General features: G+C 65.3%; 13 protein-coding genes. 5 read left to right on the top strand and 8 right to left on the bottom strand.

Annotated elements, in window-relative coordinates; genetic code table 11:
* Positions 1-209: 209 nt before the first annotated feature.
* From C7M71_RS14915 to C7M71_RS14930, 4 genes are all read right to left on the bottom strand, one after another.
* Positions 210-2294 (bottom strand): ParB N-terminal domain-containing protein, encoded by a 2085-nt coding sequence (locus C7M71_RS14915; protein WP_229758734.1) that lies wholly within the window; start codon positions 2292-2294, stop codon positions 210-212.
* A gap of 284 nt (positions 2295-2578) precedes the next feature.
* Entirely contained in the window at positions 2579-4312 is a 1734-nt protein-coding gene (locus tag C7M71_RS14920) for an ATP-binding protein (RefSeq protein ID WP_111488694.1), read from the bottom strand.
* Positions 4313-4321: 9 nt separating this feature from the next.
* Positions 4322-4633 carry a GIY-YIG nuclease family protein gene (locus C7M71_RS14925; protein WP_229758735.1) on the bottom strand — a complete coding sequence of 104 codons (312 nt, stop codon included), beginning with the start codon at positions 4631-4633 and terminating at the stop codon, positions 4322-4324.
* Between the two features lie 71 nt (positions 4634-4704).
* Positions 4705-5175: a hypothetical protein gene (locus C7M71_RS14930; RefSeq protein WP_111488690.1), complete on the bottom strand. Its 471-nt coding sequence runs from the start codon at positions 5173-5175 to the stop codon at positions 4705-4707.
* Positions 5176-5670: 495 nt separating this feature from the next.
* On the opposite strand from C7M71_RS14930, the gene C7M71_RS14935 reads away from it, so the two are divergent.
* From C7M71_RS14935 to C7M71_RS14950, 5 genes are read left to right on the top strand one after another with little or no spacing between them, the layout of a single operon-like run.
* Positions 5671-7881, top strand: coding sequence for a sigma factor-like helix-turn-helix DNA-binding protein (locus tag C7M71_RS14935; RefSeq protein WP_162824252.1), 2211 nt, complete (start codon positions 5671-5673; stop codon positions 7879-7881).
* Complete coding sequence (locus C7M71_RS14940; RefSeq protein WP_111488686.1) at positions 7878-10013, top strand: DEAD/DEAH box helicase family protein; 2136 nt, start codon at positions 7878-7880, stop codon at positions 10011-10013. The genes C7M71_RS14935 and C7M71_RS14940 overlap by 4 nt, the downstream gene beginning before the upstream one ends.
* 41 nt (positions 10014-10054) lie before the next feature.
* Positions 10055-10219 carry a hypothetical protein gene (locus C7M71_RS30670; protein ID WP_162824253.1) on the top strand — a complete coding sequence of 55 codons (165 nt, stop codon included), beginning with the start codon at positions 10055-10057 and terminating at the stop codon, positions 10217-10219.
* Positions 10216-12273: an AAA family ATPase gene (locus C7M71_RS14945; protein ID WP_111488684.1), complete on the top strand. Its 2058-nt coding sequence runs from the start codon at positions 10216-10218 to the stop codon at positions 12271-12273. Before C7M71_RS30670 ends, C7M71_RS14945 begins: the two co-directional genes overlap by 4 nt.
* Positions 12270-12743, top strand: coding sequence for a hypothetical protein (locus tag C7M71_RS14950; RefSeq protein ID WP_111488682.1), 474 nt, complete (start codon positions 12270-12272; stop codon positions 12741-12743). The genes C7M71_RS14945 and C7M71_RS14950 overlap by 4 nt, the downstream gene beginning before the upstream one ends.
* A gap of 114 nt (positions 12744-12857) precedes the next feature.
* On the opposite strand, the gene dndE is transcribed toward C7M71_RS14950, so the two are convergent.
* From dndE to dndB, 4 genes are read right to left on the bottom strand one after another with little or no spacing between them, the layout of a single operon-like run.
* A complete protein-coding gene (dndE, locus tag C7M71_RS14955; RefSeq protein ID WP_111488680.1) occupies positions 12858-13238 on the bottom strand; it encodes a DNA sulfur modification protein DndE in 381 nt (126 codons plus the stop codon).
* Entirely contained in the window at positions 13228-15219 is a 1992-nt protein-coding gene (gene dndD / locus C7M71_RS14960) for a DNA sulfur modification protein DndD (RefSeq protein ID WP_111488678.1), read from the bottom strand. Before dndD ends, dndE begins: the two co-directional genes overlap by 11 nt.
* Positions 15206-16705 (bottom strand): DNA phosphorothioation system sulfurtransferase DndC, encoded by a 1500-nt coding sequence (gene dndC / locus C7M71_RS14965; protein WP_111488676.1) that lies wholly within the window; start codon positions 16703-16705, stop codon positions 15206-15208. Before dndC ends, dndD begins: the two co-directional genes overlap by 14 nt.
* Positions 16702-17832, bottom strand: a complete 1131-nt coding sequence (gene dndB / locus C7M71_RS14970) for a DNA sulfur modification protein DndB (RefSeq protein ID WP_111488674.1) — start codon at positions 17830-17832, stop codon at positions 16702-16704. Before dndB ends, dndC begins: the two co-directional genes overlap by 4 nt.
* Positions 17833-17835 lie beyond the last annotated feature (3 nt).

Below are 17835 nucleotides of genomic sequence, written 5' to 3' on the forward strand. Positions count from 1 at the left end.
CACCGGAACGACAACCCCGCTTCCACCCGACTCAGTCGGGCCCTCCACCATCTGTGGCTGCCAGTCCTCCTCGCTCTTCCAGCCCTGACGCAGGGCGAAAGGGCTAGAAGAGCGAGGAGGTTAGCAGCTGTCGGTCCGACTCCACCCGGCAGATGACGGCCAGAGACCGAGGCGACCAAAAGTGGCTTCCACAAGGACGGTTGGGGATGTTACTCGTTGGCGCCGTCTTCTTCATTGCCGGATGATTCCCCAAACTCCAGCTCCGGCTGGACCGCCCGGCGCGGCTGGTTGGTCCGCCAAGCCTCGAACTCCTCGTCGGTCACCCCGAACCAGTTACGGAGCGCCTTCTTGAGGGCGTTAGTAGCCGCCTTCTCGGCCTGCTCGGCGCGCTCGGTCCGATTGAGCGTCGGCTGGCTGAGCTCCAGGGCCTTGCCCTGCTGCTTGATGCACAGGTCCAGGTAGAGGCGTCGAGCCTGGCCCAGCCCCGCGTCGAAGGCCTCCCGGTCGGTCAGCCACGGGGAAAGGTGCTGCCACACCGAGGGGACGGTGAGGGCCTGCATCCAGAAGTACCGGAAATACACCGCGTTGGGGGTGTCCATGTTGGTGATCTGGTTGAGCGGGTTGCTGCTGTCCTTGCTGAAGGCGAACCTGCGATCGCGGGCTCGGCCGCGGTCAATCTGGAAGAACTCGTTCCATGCCTTGGCCAGGGCTTCCGCGAAGGCGGGGAGGTCCTTGAGGTCCGCGCCACCGGGCTGGTTTTTGCGCATCTCCCAGAGGGATCCGAGGCTCATGACCATACCGAGCTGGCACGCGTGCGTGTTGAAGACGCCGTAGGCGAGCTTGCAGCGCCTTACCACCTCGGGCCGGGTGGATCCGAGGTACTCGTGGGCGCGGTACTTGTCGAACTCGCTCTCCTGTTCCCTCAGGGCTTCCCAGGCCCGGATCACGTCCGACTTCGGCGGCTTCGGTCCGTCCTCGGAACGGTTGGTCTGGTAGCTGTCGTAGCTGTCGCGGAGGGTCCAGTAGATCCCGACACCGCCGAACAAGGCGTCGTGGGCGAGCGAGGCGTGCGTGCTCGTGGTGTGCCAGCTCTCCTTGAAGCTCGTGAGGCTGGCCGCATGCGCCGCGTAGGGTGCGGTCCGGGACAGGAGGGTCAGGATCGCTTGTCCCCAGGTGTCCATGAACCTGTTGGTCAGTGCCTCTGAGCGGCCGAGCGGGAACTTGGCGTCCCCGATCTCGTCCAGCGTGTAGGGGTATCCGGCGTCGTCGACGTAGTCCGGCAGGAGGCTGACGAGGTCCAGCTGGGCGCGCATGAAGCGGTCGCGCTCCTCCGTCTTCTCCCTGCCTCCGAACGGTTGGGCGAGGTTGGTCAGGTACTTGGGCGGGCCGAAGATGCAGCGGTTGACCGCCATCTTGAGCAGGTGGATGTTCGTCATCACCGACCATCGTGCGGGCCGACTGGTGTTGACCTCGGGGTTGTCGTACTCCACGGCGTAGAGCGGCAGGTAGTCGTCGCTACGACCGCGCAGTGCGCTCAGCATGCTGCGGGTGAGGACATTGGACAGCTCGCCGTCGGAGAGCAGGATGATCCGCGACTCGCTCGGCGGACGGGCCTCCTTGTTGACATCGACGAACAGCTTGCGTGCCGCCTCGTGCGGCCGCGCAGACTCGCCGGTCTCGTCCGGGAACCAGCAGACGGTCACCGGAACCTCGATCTTCGCCAGGTCTACCTCGGAGACCTGGTGCTCGCTGAGCAGGTGCTCGACCTGGTGCTCGTAGAAGGGCCGGAACTGTGCGCCGCTGCCGTGCCAAGTGCGGGAGAGGGTGCGCTCGATGGCCAACAGCGCCATCGCCCGGTGCTGACCGTCGAGGACGACGAGGCTCGACTCCGACTCGTTCCACCAGAGCTTCCCCAGGTTCGCCCCGTGCAGCTCGCCGTCGGAGTCCAGGAGGCGGTGAACCCGGAAGGCGTTGCCGGCCCGTTCTTCCTGCCAGGGCGCTTCATCGTGGTCCACAGGGCGAGGCGCATCCAGTGCTGGGAAGGCTGTCGGCCGCTTCTTCTGGAACGGCAGGAGCACAGCGACGATCGGGGGGAAGAAGGCCGGGCCGGTGGATTTCTGCTTGAGCAGGTACGGGATCAGGTTGATCGCCACCCGGTGGTCGTCCAGGTCGCGTTGCAGGAGCTGGTTGAAGTCCAGGTCGCCGGCATCCATGACCTCGCGGACCGGTGCCAGGCTCCTCGTGAGCTGCCGCTCCGGCGCGTCCGCGTCACCGCCGAGCCGGGCCTTGGTCATGATGTAGTCGACCCGGCCAGCGGGGGTGTCGAAGCTCCCCCACGTGCCCTGCACGTAGTCCCGGAATGTGATCTTGGAACCCGATCCAAACATCCTTGCGTTGCCTCTCTGAGTACGGTCGTGCCGCCTGGCGGCGAGGGTTGCTGCATGGGTGGTCGCGCACCGGTCGGCCCGGGGGCCTGGAGAGCATCACAAGGGGCTCGTGGGGCCGCGGTCGGCGGCGCACGTGGCGGTGCGGTGGTTGCCGTGGCAGTGCACTTCGTCAAGTGCACTGCCACGGTGGCTCACTGGTCCTTGAACTCCTCCCGCAGCAGGGCCTCGGTGTACATGCCCCAGTAGGTGCGGAGGTCGTCGAAGCGCTCGGGGTCCTCGTACATGCCCTCAGCCCTCGCGTAGCCCATGAACAGCAGGTCGATGGCGGCTTCCGCGCGGCGGGCCAGATCGGAGATCTCCTCCGGTTCCATGCCTTGCGCGCCCTCGTCGGCGACCTTCTTGAGGGGCGCGTACACCTTGTCGAAGAAGGCGTGACGGTGATTGAGCTTGACCACGGACTTCCCGTTGAGGTGGTGGATCACCAGGAACTCCTTGCCCGGCCACTGGGCGTCCAGGAGCGTGATGGGCCTGGACTTGATCTGCTCGCGCAGCTTCTCGATCTTCGCGGCGTCGGCGTTGGCGTCCAGACCCATGTCGGCAGCGGCCTGCTGGACCACCTTCTCCTCGAGCTCCGGGGTCGCTCCGCGGCCGGCGAGACCGCTGGGGAGGGCCGGGACGACCTTGGAGGCGGTGTCCATGCTGGAGCTGTGCTCACCGTTCGCGAAGCGCTGCTGGGTCTCGGTCTCCTTCCAGAGCGAGCGGACCTGCCGGAGCGCCTGCTTCACGGGCGGCTTGAGCCATTCACGGACCTGGTGCCGCAGCTTGTCCACGGGCTCCGCGCCGCGCTTGACGTTGCGGACCTGGAAGTACTCGTCCAGCTCGGCGGGGAAGCTCACCTCAACGGCGACGTAGCGAAGGACCTTGTCACCGCGTCCGCCTTCCAGCAGGCGCGGGATGATGTCGTAGTAGATCTCGCGGCCGTTGCGAAGGATGCTGATCTTGGCGGTGTTGTCGGCGTTGATGTGGAAGTCGCTGATGTCCTGGCCCCTGAAGTCCACCTCACCGCCGGCGCCCTGCCAGGGGCGGAACTCCTTGGGCACGATGGCGACGGAGACGTGGACCTTGTGGCCGTCCACCTCCAGATCGGTCTCCTCGATGAGTTCGCCGCGCGGGTCCAGCGGCTTGTAGCGGGAGATGATCCTGGGGTTGTCCCGCAGGAAGAGCGGGTCGTGGAGCGTCGTGACCTTCCCGTCCAGCTCGAACACCCGGCCGGTGTCGATGTAGGTCCGGTAGGCGCGGGCGATGAACTTCCGGAGCTCGGAGATCTTCTGGTCGAGGGAGGTGCCGTAGGTGCCTCCGCTGGCGAGCCGGTCGATCTTCCCGAACACCACGACGGTGCCGGAGGCGAAGGGGCGGTCGTCACGCCCGACCATGAGCTTGGCGGCGTCGGACGGCCATTCCTCGGTCTCGGTGGTGGTGATGAAGTGCTGTTTGCCGTCCCGGATCTCCTCGAGGTCGATGTAGCTGTGGTAGATCTTCGGGTTGCCGGTCCGCTTGCTGTAGATGTCGATGCGCTCGCCCAGGCTGAGGCCTGCGAGCTTGAGGCCGACACCGAAACGTCCCAGTCCCTGCCGCTGCCCGTAGCGGGTGCTGTAACCCATCGAGAGCACGTGGTGCATCTGAGTGGGGTCGATGCCGATGCCGTTGTCGGCAATGAGGATGCTGTCGATCGTCTTCTTGCCGCGGCCGAACACCGGCATGACGCGCATCAAGGTGGCCTCAGCCTCGATGGAGTTGTCCAGAGGCTCACCGATGGCGGCGGTCAGGTCGAAGCCGGCGTCGCGCATGGAGTCCAGTGCGCGGTCCACCTGGATGAGCTCGGCGCGGTGGTCGTCCGGGGAGAGGAACAGTGGCGTGGTCGTCATCGTGGGTCCTTAGCTCGCGTCGGTGGCCAGGTGTTCAGGGCGTCCCGAGGACTGGAGGTGGAGGCGGGTCTGCCGAGGCAGGCAGAACGCGCAGGGGGTGGGGTGGAAGTCGGGCCGGTCAGGGTGGATGCGGTTGGACACCTCGGGTGCCAAGAGGTGGAAGAGGGCGCACTCAACGTCGTAGGCGCTGACTGCGGTGGGGTGCACGTCGTAGGTGAAGTAGTCGCCGTGCCTGTCGGTGCAGTGGCGAAGGAGTCGGCGGCGTACATCGGTGTCGCTCCGGCCGACATAAGTGGGGCTGCCGCCTGCGGTGTACAACACGTAAGTGCCGATCAGACGGGGTGGTATGAGGGCGCGTACGAGCCAAGGACGCAGCCGTAGGGGCCTGGGTGTCACGCAGTTTCCCCCGCAACCTGCCAGAGAGCCCTGGCGTGGCGGCGCGCCCGGCTGATCCGCTCACGCATGCGGGGCAGCGCCACGCCGTGACGGCGGGCCATGGACGCGGCATCGTGTCCACGGGCGAGCTCGTCGAGAAGAATGCGCTCGCCATCGGCGAGGTTAGGCTCCGACCAGAGCCACGCGAGGATCTCCACGACCGGGTAGCGGGCGTCGGTGTGACCACCATCCATGCGTTCCGGGTCGAGCGGGACGCTGGGGGCGATGGCCCGGCGGCGCTCCAACGCTTCGTAGGCGTGCCCCATGGCGGACCTCATGCGGTACTGCGCGGGGCTGGTGTCCTCCGTCGGGTTGCGCAGGAGTTCGTCCAGGGCACGGTCGATGCGGTCGAGCTGGTAGGTGTCGCGACTGGCTAAGGCCTGCTTCTGCAGAGCCTTGACCGCCCCGGCGACGGGGTGGCTGATCATCGTTCGCTCCGGTGTCTGGTGGTGGGCCCCATGCGGTGGCACACGTCCGAAAGGTGAAGCGGGGTTATGAAGTTGTCGCTGCAGCGTACTGGATGGGAGTGACGGGCGAGGGCGCTTCACTGAACTTCGGGAGATCCGTCGGCCTGTTGCGTCCTCACACAACACAGGTCGGGTGGGGAGCAACATTGTTGCGCGGGACACGGAAGGTTTTTGACGGCTAGTTGGGGAGTTGACTCGCCCGGATGCTAGCTGTGGCCAACATCAGGTGGCGTCCAAAGTCGAGACGGAGCTGCGTACGGGAGCCATGACGGTCTAACAACTGCTGATTGTTGCGAGAGGCGGGGGTGGGGTCGGGCGCAACGACGCTAGCCACCAGGCCTTTCACCTCCACAGAAGCGGTCGAACTGCCCTACTGAGGCCGGTCGATCGATCATGATGGTGCACGGGCGCTTACCGCATGTTGAAGATCCAGCCCCAGGAGGGAGCGACCATCGCATGACCGACGACTTCTCGCTCACTGATATGCGCCCGCGCAGCTGGCTCGACGCGTTCCCATGGTTGAAAGGCGCTGCAGAACCCGGTGTCGACGCATGGTGGAACGAGGCCATCGACGATGCCGACGCGGTCATGCGTCGGCGTCGGCTGGCGCAGGTATCCGAGCTGGCGATGGCACGTCTCACCCGTTGGACGATCGAGCAGATCTTCCCTGGGCTGACCCCCGACGTCGACCTGTACCAGCTGCAGCTGCCGGCCCGTGCGGTCAACGCGCTTGTCCAGCACCACTGCTCTCGGGCCGGCGATCTGTCGGGTATCACGCTCGACGGAATACTCGGCTGGCGGCAGGTCGGCGTCGGCACGGTCGACGCTATCCTGCAAGGGCTGGCAGACGCATCAACCACAGTCGCAACGCCTACAGTGATGACGGGCTATCAGGCCAACCGCTCTGCGCCGCAGCCGCAGATTGAGCAGGTCCGGCTGCCGAGATGGACGTCGACGTCGATGGACGACCTCTCCCAGATCGCGACCTGGTACGCCACTATCGGCCTCCCCAGTCAGCCCTTGCTCGGTACGCCGCTGGCCCCCGGAGTTCCCGATGAGGTTCTCAAAGCCCGTCAGCGACTCGAAGCGCTCAGGGCCGAAGACATCCTGGTCACCGACGAACGCGCCCTGGACGTGGCAGGGCTCTTCGACGAAGCCCTTCGACTCCTCGACCATCGCGCCGCTCAGATCTTGTCTGCCCGCCTCTTCGCCGACAATCCGATCACCCTGGACGAGATTGGCAAGAACCTCGGCGTGACTCGGGAGCGGGTGCGCCAGATCGAAGGCAAGGCGCGCGGCGCGGTGATCGGCTTCCTGAGCGACGGCGGCCCGCTCGAGCTCGTTGCCGAGACCGTCCGCAGTCTGATCCGCACCATCCGACCGCTCGACGACCTGGTCACCCTCATCCCTGCGCTAGGCAAGACAGTCGACGCGGTTGGTCAGCCCGCCTGGCGCGTCTTGGACCGCCTCGATGACGCGTACGAGATCGCTGACGGGTGGTGCGTTGCGCCCACCATGACGGCCGCGAGAACGATCACACAGACGTTCTTGCAGGAGCGAGCTGACAAGTATGGCGTCGTCCGCCTCGACAGCCTCGACCTGATCGAGACCAGCCAGCCGGAGCGCCTGCCGGAGCTAACGGCGTCTTGGTTGACGCACTGCGGCTACATCATCGATGGCGATTTCGTCTTCACCCAGACTCAGTCGGTCGGCGACTACGGTGCGGCGGTCCTATCCGTCGCCGGGGCACCGCTCAGCGCCCAAGAGATCGTAGATCGTTTCATCGTCGAGCGCAGCGCTGGATCGCTCCGCAACGCCATGAGCCAGGACGATCGCTTTGAGCGAGTCGACCGTGACCGCTGGGCGCTGTCGGAGTGGGGCATGGACGCCTACGCCGGAGTTCGCTCGCTCATCCGGGAACAGGTGGCGCGCGGCGGAGGACATGTCAGCCTGAATGACCTCATCGAGCACATCACGGGCGAGTACAGCGTCACGGCCAGCAGTGTGGTCGCCTACGCCAGCTCGCCGCCGTTCGAGAACCGGGACGGCGTCGTCCGCCTGGCGGGCGCTGATCGGGAGATCCGAAAGTCGCCGGAGCGGACCCGGCGTCTGTTCCGCCACGAGGGTGCCTGGGCGTACCGCGTGCGCATTACCAAGGACCACCTCCGCGGGAGTGGCTTCATCGCGCCGATGGCGATCGTCAGCATCGTTGGGCTTCAATTCGGCCAGACCCGCCAGCTGCAGTCGCCGCTCGGCTCGCAGGCCGTCAGCTGGACCGGCACCCAGCCGTCGTTCGGAACGATCCGCCGATTCCTTATGGACAGCGATATCGCCGCTGACACTGACGCCTTCGTGATCATCCGAGATGACGGGAGCTTCGCTTTCGAGCCTGCCCGCGAGCTGACTGGCGACGCCCTCACAGACGCGCTGAGCTTGATTGGTGCGCCTAGCACGCTCGGCATCGCCGAGGTCCGGGACGCACTGACCAAGGCGATCGGGCTCCCGCAGGGTTCCCCGGTGACCAGCGTCATCGGCGGCTACAGGGAGCGCGGCGACAGCGACATCGCCGACCTGCTTGTCAGCGTCCGTGACATCCTGGAGACGGGCCACCACGTCGAGCGCATCGCGCCGACCGTGGACGTCGACGAGATTTTGGATCTGCTGTGACCTCGCCTACATCCAGTCTTCGCTCGCTTGCCCTGAGTGATCGCTACCGCAGCGACCAGGAAGACGTCGTCGCGAACTTCTACGTGCCGGCATTCTCTGTAGCGACGGCTTACAGTCGGGCCGTTGGCTACTTCACCTCGACAAGCCTTGCCTTGTTCGCCCGCGGCATCGAGGCTTTCGCCGAGCGCGGCGGCACCATGCGGCTGGTTGCCTCCCCTCATCTCAACGAGGACGACATCATCGACATCGAGCGCGGCTACGACGTCCGCGCGGTGATCGAGCGAGCGACACTGCGCGAGCTCGATGTCGAGCAGCGCGAGACGGTCCTGGACGGCCTTGGCCTCCTCGGGCGCCTGATCGCGGAGGGTCGTCTGGACATCAAGCTGGCCTTCGTCGAGCAGGAAGGACGCATCGGCATCTACCACGAGAAGATCGGGGTCTTCCGTGACGCCGTTGGTGACATGGTCGGCTTCACCGGGAGCAGTAACGAGACATACGGCGGCCTGATGGCGAACTTCGAGTCAGTCGAGGTGTACCGGGGCTGGGTGGCAGGCGACGGTGCCCGGGCACTGCGTCTCGAGGCGGACTTCCAGGCTCTGTGGTCCAACCAGACGCCGCATCTCAGCGTCGAGCGTTTCCCAGATGTCGCTCGCAATCGCCTCATCGAGCTGGGGGCCAACCGACCGCAGGCTTCCCTGCCCGGGCGCGACAATGCGCTCACACCCCCGCCGATCGTCACGACGGGACGAGCACAGCTGACCATCCCCGAGCGGCTGACCGTCCGCCCCTACCAGCGGGAGGCGATCGAGTCGTGGCTGACGCACCGGGGTCGCGGGATCCTGAAGATGGCAACCGGCACTGGTAAGACTAAGACGGCCATGATCGCCGCGACTCAACTGGCCAACGTCCTGCGCCAGCGTGAGGAGCCGCTGATCGTCCTGGTCCTGGCACCGCTGCAGCACCTCGTTGACCAGTGGCTCACTGAGGTTGAATCGTTCGGCGTCCGTCCGGTTGCTGTCTACGAATCCAGTCAGAAGTGGCTGCCGATCGTCGAGGACCAGCTCAACGAAGCCCGTATGGGCCAGCGCTCCGTCGTAGCGATCGTCGCGACGAACTCGTCGTTCGCCGGCGATAAGTTTCAATCGGTGCTCTCTCGGATCTCCCAGCCGCTCTTGATTATTGCCGACGAGGCTCACAACCTTGGCTCTTCGACCTATCGCTCGGCACTACCGCCCAACGCGACCTACCGCCTGGCGCTGTCGGCGACTCCGGAGCGTTGGTTCGACGACGAGGGCACCGACGCGTTGATCGATTACTTCGGTCCGGTCGTCTTCGAGTTGGGGCTTGGCGCGGCTATCGAGCTGGGCGCACTCTGCCGTTATCTCTACGTGCCGCTCCTGGTCGAGCTGAATGACGATGAGACCAACTTGTATGTTGATCTGACCAGCCAAATTGCCAAGCGGCTCTCGGCTGGCGATAGCCTCGAGGACGCGGATCCCGACTCCCCGATGGGCTTCCTCCTGCGGCAGCGGGCGGGCGTCCTCGGGCATGCCGAGGGCAAACTCGCGCAGCTACGGTCAGACGTCAGGGTCCGCGCCGACTCGTGGTTCCAGCTCGTCTACTGCGCCGAGGGACGGCGCCCGACCGAGCCGGGCGACCCGCCGGGAGCGAACCAGCTTCAGGACGTGATGAACCTGGTCGGCAACCAGTTGCAGCTGTCAGCGCACTCCTATGTTTCGGAGACACCGCGTGCGGAGCGCAAGGTTTTGCTCCGGCGCTTCGGTACCGGTGACGATCTACGAGTGCTCGTCGCTATGCGCTGCCTCGACGAGGGGGTCGATATCCCGGATGCCCGCGTCGGCTACCTGCTGGCCAGCAGCAGCAATCCGCGGCAGTTCATTCAGCGCCGTGGGCGCCTGCTACGCCGGGCGGACGGCAAGGAACAGGCTGAGATCCTCGACTACCTGGCGGTTCCGCAAGCGGGCACGCCGATCAACTTCGATGTCGAGCGAGCTCTGCTGAAACGTGAGCTCGAAAGGGCCAATGAGTTTGGCAAGTTGTCGAAGAACTACGAGATGACGCTCGAGGTGCTGCGACCGCTCAAGGAGCGCTACCAGCTGATGGACATGTAGGCGGAGGGCATGGCACAGACCAGGGCGAGGAAGGACATGAAGTGACCAGTGAGGGTCGCACAGAGAAGCACGTGCTCGAGGAGCTCAGTGACGAGGAACGGGCGCTGCTCAAGCGCGTTCTCCAGATCGAGCGGGCGAAGCTACACCTGCGCGCGTACGATCCGACGGATGATCTGATCGCCGCGGTGAAGGAGATCATCCCGTGAGGCTGCAGTCAATCACGCTGACCAACTTTCGCCAGTTCCAAGGCGTCCAGACTTTCGATCTCAGCTCGGATTCAATCAAGCCGGTCTCCCTGTTGTTCGGGGCGAATGGCGCCGGCAAGACGACCTTCCTGAACGCCTTTACCTGGGCGCTATACGGAACGATGTCCGACGACGTCGAGTATCAGGAACGCATGGTGACAGACAGCGTGTGGCGGGCCCTTGCGATCGGGGACCCTGTAGAGGTCGCCGTCGAGGTGCGGTTCGACCACGAGGGACAGACCTACCGCGTGCTTCGCCGCGCGAGCCTCCGCAAGGAATCAGACCAGCAGTCGGCACCCTCACCTGAAGTCCAGCTCTGGACGACTGCGGCTGACGGCTCGTCGGAGATCGTGGGCGCCCCGCAGGAGAAGATCTACAGCATCCTGCCGCAGGGCGTCAGTCGGTTCTTCTTCTTCAACGGTGAGCGCATTGAGAAGCTGGTCAAGAAGGGTGCCTACGCGGAGGTTCAGCAGGACATCAAGGTGCTACTGGACCTCGAGCAGGTCGAGCGTGCGCTAGTGCACCTGCCCAAGGTCGACCGACGCCTGACCCAGGACCTCAAGAAGCACGGCGGCGACAAGGCCAGTGAGATCCAGACCGCCATAGACGTGCTCCGTGAGCGTGAGACGACCGCCCGGGACGAACTGAAGGTACTCGAAGGAGACCTTGCGGTCCTGGCCGAGGAGCGGGATAGCGTCACCGATTTGCTGCGTCAGCACGCTGCCGCAGCCCCAATCCAGGCACAGCGCGATGCCGTCACCAAGGAACTCGGCGAGGCTCGGGCCGCGCGCGACACGGCGATGGCCGAACGGGCAAGCTTGGTTGCGACGCGCGGCTTCCTGGCATTCACGGAGGCGCTCGGCGAGAAGACCCAGGCGATGGCCGACGGCCTCTACCAGAAGGGCGCCTTGCCGGCGCCGCTCAAGCGGGAGTTCGTCGACCAGCTCCTTAACGAGGGCGCCTGTATCTGCGGTACGCCACTGGTCGAGCACACTGCTCCGTGGGATCACGTTAAGGACTGGCGCCAACGGGCCGGACTGCAGGCGGTCGAGACGGCCTGGCAGCAGCTCAGCGGGCAGATCGCTCCGCTCTCCTCCGCACGCGATGATCTTCGCGACGGTCTCGCGCAGATCATGAAACGCATTGGCACCGAGCGCGATCGGGTCGCCAGCCTCGAGGAAAGCAAGTCCGAACTCGATGGCAAGCTGCGCGACAGCCGCCTGGAGGATGTCCAAGCGCTTGAGGCGAAACGCATGGACCTCGACAGCCGCATCGGCGTCAAACAGCAGCTGATCGGATCGGTCAAGAGCGAGCTCGAGCGCATCGCAAGAGATATCGCGCAGAAGACAAAGGAGCGTAGCCGTGCCGAGGTCACCGACGAGCTCGCGGCAAAGGCCCGGGCACGCTCCGACCTGGTGCAATCGGTACGGCGTGCACTCGAGGAGATCCTGGCGATCCGCGAGGAAGACATGCGCCAGCGCTTGGACACCGAGTTGAAGAGCGTGTTTCGGAGCATCACACACCAAAATCATGTCCCCACCCTGAGCAAGGGCTTCGAACTGACGCTTCACAAGGATGTCAACGGTGTTGAACTACCGGTCCCGAAGTCGACCGGTGAGAACCAGATCCTGAGCCTCAGCTTCGTGGCCGCGGTATCGAAGCTTGCCCGCGAGATCCGAAAGGAGCGCCGGGCAGAGGGCCACTCCGCGAAGGACGCCGGTGCATACCCCATCGTGATGGACGCTGCGTTCGGCTCGCTAGATCAGGACTATCAGCAGGCTGTGTCGCGTGCGCTCGCTCAGATGGCCCCGCAGCTAGTGGTCCTGGTAAGCAAGAGCCAGGGGCTCGGGAAGGTCGTAACTGAGCTCATGCCCTACGTCAGCCACCTTGGCGTCATCGAGGCACATACCACCGAGCAGGGGAAAGAACCCGAGGACATCGAGCTCGAAGGTATGTCGTACCCCTATATCCGGGTAGCTCCAACCGACCACTCTGACCTGAAGGTGATCAAGTGACGACCGCGCTGGCCGATGTCCGCGTCCGCCGTCCGCAGCAACATGAGGCCCTCATGATCGAGCTGCAGAACGACGCAGGCTTCGCCACCTTCCGCGACATCCTGCTCTTCGCGGCTTCAGTCGGGTTCCGCTACGGCCGCCGAGCTCCGTTCACCGCGGTCTCCGGTGATCCCATTCGCTATGAGACGCTGACCGCGCCGGCCTTCAGCGAGGCCCTGATTAACATGATCGCAGCCAACGTGGTGGCAGGTGATCCAGAGATCATGGATGGGGCGCGCATCGAGGAGCGGATCAAGATTTTCGAGGACCACGCCAACGGCGGACTCGAGTACATCCAGGAACAACTCAACGTGCGACATCAGCCAGCTGCACTCGTCGTCATCGACCTGGTAGCCGAAACCCTCAGCGAAAGTGGTGGGGCCAAACCGGTGTCTGTCGACGAGTTGCTGAACGGCATCACATGGGGATAGTCGCCGTCTGAACGGAGCCGAGGCCCAGGGCATCGTCTCTCGCAGCAACCGCGGGCCGACGTGCCAAGGGCTTGCCTCCGTAAGGTGGTAAGCCGGCCCTTGGCACGTGATGGCCTACTCCGCGGTGAGGGCGACGAGATCCTGGATAGAGCGCAGGTCTTGGCGTCCGGCGAGGAGGCCGATGCCGCGGTGCAGGTGGATTAGCAGCGTCTTGCTCACGGCGGCGTCGGTGGGCTCCTCCCCGTCGGCTGCGCACCGCTGCTTGAGTAGGGACAGGTAGATGTCCCCGTGCGGCCCGGCGAACGTCTTCCACGCGATCTCCACGTTGGAGTCCGTGATGATGTCCCGGACGAGCGGGGGGGAGGGGTCACGCAGGGAAAGCGCTAGCGCCCACCGGCACAGCTCGTTCCACTGGGTCAGCCCTGTGTGGCGCTTGAGCCAGGCCAGTTGGTCCTTGGCGGCCTGGGAGAGCCGGATGGTGATCTCAGACGGCATGCAGGGCTCCCTCGGTCCACCAGTAGCCCTCCGCGACGCGGGTGGTGAAGGTGGTGTCGTCGTGCACGAGAACGTAACTGTGAGCGATGGAGGGCTTGAGCCGCCGCAGGAGGTGCTCGTCGATCTCCTCATCCGTGGACAACAGGAGAACCTGCCGCCCAGCATTCGGGAAGTACCGGTCCACGAGGTGCTCGCGGTGCCGACTATCCAGACGCCCCAATGGGGTGTCGATGACGGTGGGCAGGCGGTTGCCAGCTACCTTCGCCAGTCCCCACAGCAGGGAGATCGCAAGGAGCTGCCGTTCACCCGCGCTGAGTCGGGCGGGATCGATGGGCTCCTCGTCACGGTTGGTCAGCGCGAGCGTGAACTTGTCGGTGTCGATCCTCAGGTCCTTGACCAGCCCGCTCTTGCGCATCAAGGTCTGGAAGCTCCGCAGGACCGCTACTTCCAGGCTGCTGATGTGCTTCCTCAACAGGGCCGAGCCGAACTTCTCCAGGGTGGCTCGGGCCTTCTCGGCGTAGGTGACGACGCGCTGGAGCTCTTCCTCGCGGATGAACGTCCGGGCCCGCTTGTCCCGTGCACGTTGGAGATCCGCTTCAAGACGCTCGTGGCGACCCCGGGCCTCCTCCACTAGTTCTGTGGCGTGCTCGACGGCAGCGCGGGCGACGATCACATTTTCCGCAGCCTTCTGGCGGGCGTCGATGAGGGCCTTGATCTGCTGCTCGTCAGGAACCGCCGCCAGCTGACGATCGGCCTGCTCCAGCTCGTGCACCGTCTTTTGGGCGGCTGCCAGGAGTTCACATGCACGCGTCTCGTCTGCTCGCAGCACCTCATCCAGCGCGGACAGCTTCTGTGCGAGGCTACGGGGTAGGTCGAGGTCAACCGTCAGCTCAGCGGCTGATGCGCGCTTCTTCCTATCAGCGGTCAGTTTCTTCTTCAGCGCGGTGCGCACCGCGCCGGGCACGCTGTCGGGCAGTTGGTCGATCAACCATGCATCGCGAGATTCGAGAGTTCCCACGACTTGCCGCGCCTCGTGCGCCTGGTGCTCGCGCACCGACTGCTCGCTCAGTGTGGTGAGCTGATCTCGTACCAGCAGCAGCGGTAGCGCCCCTTCTGCGAGGCCGCGCAGAGCCTTCTGCGTGCCAGCCAGACGGTCCACAGTGTCCTTCTTGGTGGCTTCCAGCCCGAGTCGCTCTTCGAAGAGCCGTCCGCCGGCGCGTTCGAAGTCCCGCTCTATCTTCTCGAGACTTGCCTTCGCGCTGTCATGGAGCGAGGTGACCTGCGCCAGGTCCTGACTCCGGTCCGACATCTCCTGGGCAGCGACCTGTGACCTGGCCTTCAGGTCCTGGATCTGATCGAGGACCCCCTGGTCCTCCTGAGACAGCCGCTGCCGGCGCTGGAGGGCGAGCAGATCGGTCCGCAGCTGCTCGACAGCCCTCACGCCCAGGAGGGACTGGACGGCCGCTTCAATGACGTCCGCGGCCCGCTCGGGGTCGGCGAGCTGCTCGACCTTCTCGCCGTCGAAGAAGAAGAGCGAAGCGACCTCGAGGGGCAGGATCTCCTCGACGTGCTCGGCCCAGTTCTCGCTGATCGTGGCGTCGTACCCACCGTCGACGGTGACGGCGAGGTTCTCCCGCGCGTTCTTGCCGCTGACGGCCCAGGTCCGCGCTACTTCGTACGTGCGGAGGCGTCCTTCCACGGTGATCGAGAACTCCAGCCGCAGCTCAGCACCGCGGGCGGGGTCAGCCGAGCGGTTGATGCTCTCGCGCAGGTACGTGTCGTACGAGCGGTTGCCGCGTCCACTGCACCGGGCGCGAGGTCCGTACAGGACGAGCTGGATCGCATCGAGCAGGGTGGTCTTCCCGCAGCCGTTCAGGCCACCGATCAACACGATCGGACGCTTGGGCTTGACCCTGAGGTCCAGGTGCTGTCGGCCCTGGTAGGCGCCGAAGTCGTGGAGGGTGAGCTTATGCAGGTGCATCTGTGATGGTCTCTTCGTTCAGCGCCAGCTGGGTCGGGTCACTCTCGCGCAGTTCCTTCAGCCTCTTCGCGAACTGCAGCGCGTCGTCCGCGTCCTCGTAGTAGCCCTTCTTGATGGCCTTCTCCAGGGACTCGAACAGGCCGGCCCGTCGGGTCATGGTCCGGTACTGTCGCTCGATCGCGAGGAGCTCGCGGGTCATCGAGAAGTGGATCGGGTCGTCTTCGCAGGCTTCCTTGAGCAGTCCGATCTCCTCCGCCCCCAGGACGAGCTGCTCGTCCAGCGGCAGCCCCGGGAACTTCTCGCCGGTCGCCTCCTCGTAGATGCCAGGCAGCGAGTCCTCGACCTCGTGCTTCTCGAACACCCAGAGCCGGCGGATCTCGTGCAGCTCGGCCATCGAGATCAGTTCGATGCCGCGGACGTGCTCCGGAGCTTTCTTGCGGACCTGCGTCTGGGCGCCGAGGAGCTTGCGCAGCCAGTCCTCGCGCGCGGACTGCTTGTAGGGCCCGGGAATGGTCCGGTCGCCGTCACCGAGCAGCTGGACGTTGCCGTTCATCCGACGGAAGTCCCGCGTCTGGCTCTCGTTGTTGACGTCGTCGAGCTCGTTGCGGAGCTTAAGCAGGGGCCGCATCCACTGCTTCTCGTCGTCGTTGCGGATCATGGCGGTCATCGACTTGTCCTGCTCCACCAGCGTGCACGTCCAGCATCCGAACCGGCTGTCTCCGCACGAGGGTGTGCTGTCGTCGACGACCAGCGGGCACTCGGAGTCATCCGACGCGCCCTGGTACATCGTCAGCAGCTCCTTGTTCTTGTGCCCCCACGGATTGGGGTACTGCATCAAGAACGCCCAGACCTCCTCGGTCGACCACGCCTCGATCGGGCTGTAGACCAGGGAGTTGGGGAGGTTGCCGTTCGGGGAGAGACGGTCTCGGACCCGCCGCTTCTCGTGCCGAGCCATCGCCCGAGCCCGCGCCTGGCTCTCCGTCTTGCGGATGCCCAGTACGAGGATGGCCTCCCCGTGCCGGCGCACGACGCGACGGATGAAACTGTTCGAAGGCTTGATCTTCAGCCGCTCCGTGCACCACCTGAACTTCGGCCGGGGCGCCGGGTAACCCTTGCCGATCAGGCTGACCCAGAAGGTGTCCTTGATCTCCGGCGTGAGCTTGTGCGACTCGATGGGGAGCTGCTGTTCCTGCGCCGCCGTGCGCATGGTGTCCAGCGACTGACCGACCCATGCCGCGACGACGGGGTTCTCGACCAGGGTGTCCGTGCTGATCACGTGAACCGGCTTGGCACGCTGATCAGCCGGCAGGCCCTTCAGCGCGAGCCACACCAGTTGGAGGACGGCGGTGGAGTCCTTGCCGCCGCTGTACCCGATCACCCAGGGGACGTCGTCGGCGACGTAGAGCTCGCGGATCTCGTCCGTCAGTTCAGCGACGACCTCCGCCAGGGGCCTGTCCTGGAACGCCGCCGCCTTCGGGGTGGTCATGAATCTCCTCGCAGGTAGGCGTCTTCGACACGCTGTTCCTCGGCGCTCAGGTCGAGCTTCAGGTGCTGACGCAGATAGTTCACGGTCAATGTCAGGTTTTGGTGGCTCTTGGACACCCGCCCGGCCACGAGTGCCCGCCCCTCCCAGTCGGTGTTGGCGCGCGACCAGTCCACCGAGGACAGGCGTTTGAGCGCTGGGGTCCAGGTCCGTGGTGTCAGCGACTTGCGCAACAGGGAGTTGCCCACCCGTCCGAGCGCATGCAGTGCGATGCCGTGGCTGTGCAGATAGTCGCGACGGACGTCCGACGCCGTTAGTTCCCGGTGCCGCACCAACTTCCACTCCGGGATCACCCCGTCCACCGCGGCCCAGTACGCCTCAGCCAACTCTCGGGACTGGTCCTTGGTGATCTCCAGGCCCTGCAGCAGCGACTGGGTGGCGTAGTACACCGAGCTCAAGGTGAAGAGCTTGCGCGAGCGCTGGGACAGCGTGCTCGACTCCATCTCCACGTGTCCCTTGAACACCGGCGCCCGCATCGCCAGTAGTCGCGCGGTGGTCGCCAGGTCGTCGCGGTGGTCGTACAGCACCCCGATCGAACGCGGTGGGCGTACTGCGTGCCGGTTCAGGTCAGCGAACATCTGCTGACAGCGAGCGAGGCCTGCGTCGTGGAAGAACACCACGGCGATGGTCTCCTCGCCGAGTTCGGGGTTCTCCTTCAGCGCTTGCTCGATCGCGGCACGCCGGTGCTGGCCGTCGTTGATCAGGAACCGGGCGGCCATCGAGATCCGGATCTGTCCGGCGCGCATACCGACGCCGCTGTCCGCGATGCCCTCGAAGCGGATGTCCCCGTCGACGGAGGCGGTCAACGCACTGAAGACGTAGTCCGTGGGGTTGTCGACGATGTAGCGGGTCAGAGCCGGCAAGCGCCCCTTGTTCAAGATCCGTTGAGCGCGCACCTCGGGCGCGAGCTCGTCCTCGTCGAAGAGGAAGATCTTCGGGATGAGCCGCAGCGGACACATGGACACGTAGAACTCGCGCCCCGCCTGGATGCCGCGGATGGCCGGGAAAACGTACTCGAAACCGGCAGACGTGGCCGGCTCGGCAGACTGAGAAGCGACAGAAGATCCCACCCG

The sequence above is a fragment of the Peterkaempfera bronchialis genome, assembly GCF_003258605.2.
Lineage (GTDB): Bacteria > Actinomycetota > Actinomycetes > Streptomycetales > Streptomycetaceae > Peterkaempfera > Peterkaempfera bronchialis.

What these genes read in the sequence shown, in the direction of transcription:
- C7M71_RS14915 (WP_229758734.1), bottom strand. Translation starts at nt 2,294, where the DNA reads ATGACCAAGGCCCGGCTCGGCGGTGACGCGGACGCGCCGGAGCGGCAG.
- C7M71_RS14920 (WP_111488694.1), bottom strand. Translation starts at nt 4,312, where the DNA reads ATGACGACCACGCCACTGTTCCTCTCCCCGGACGACCACCGCGCCGAG.
- C7M71_RS14930 (WP_111488690.1), bottom strand. Translation starts at nt 5,175, where the DNA reads ATGATCAGCCACCCCGTCGCCGGGGCGGTCAAGGCTCTGCAGAAGCAG.
- C7M71_RS14935 (WP_162824252.1), top strand. Translation starts at nt 5,671, where the DNA reads ATGACCGACGACTTCTCGCTCACTGATATGCGCCCGCGCAGCTGGCTC.
- dndE (WP_111488680.1), bottom strand. Translation starts at nt 13,238, where the DNA reads ATGCCGTCTGAGATCACCATCCGGCTCTCCCAGGCCGCCAAGGACCAA.
- dndD (WP_111488678.1), bottom strand. Translation starts at nt 15,219, where the DNA reads ATGCACCTGCATAAGCTCACCCTCCACGACTTCGGCGCCTACCAGGGC.
- dndC (WP_111488676.1), bottom strand. Translation starts at nt 16,705, where the DNA reads ATGACCACCCCGAAGGCGGCGGCGTTCCAGGACAGGCCCCTGGCGGAG.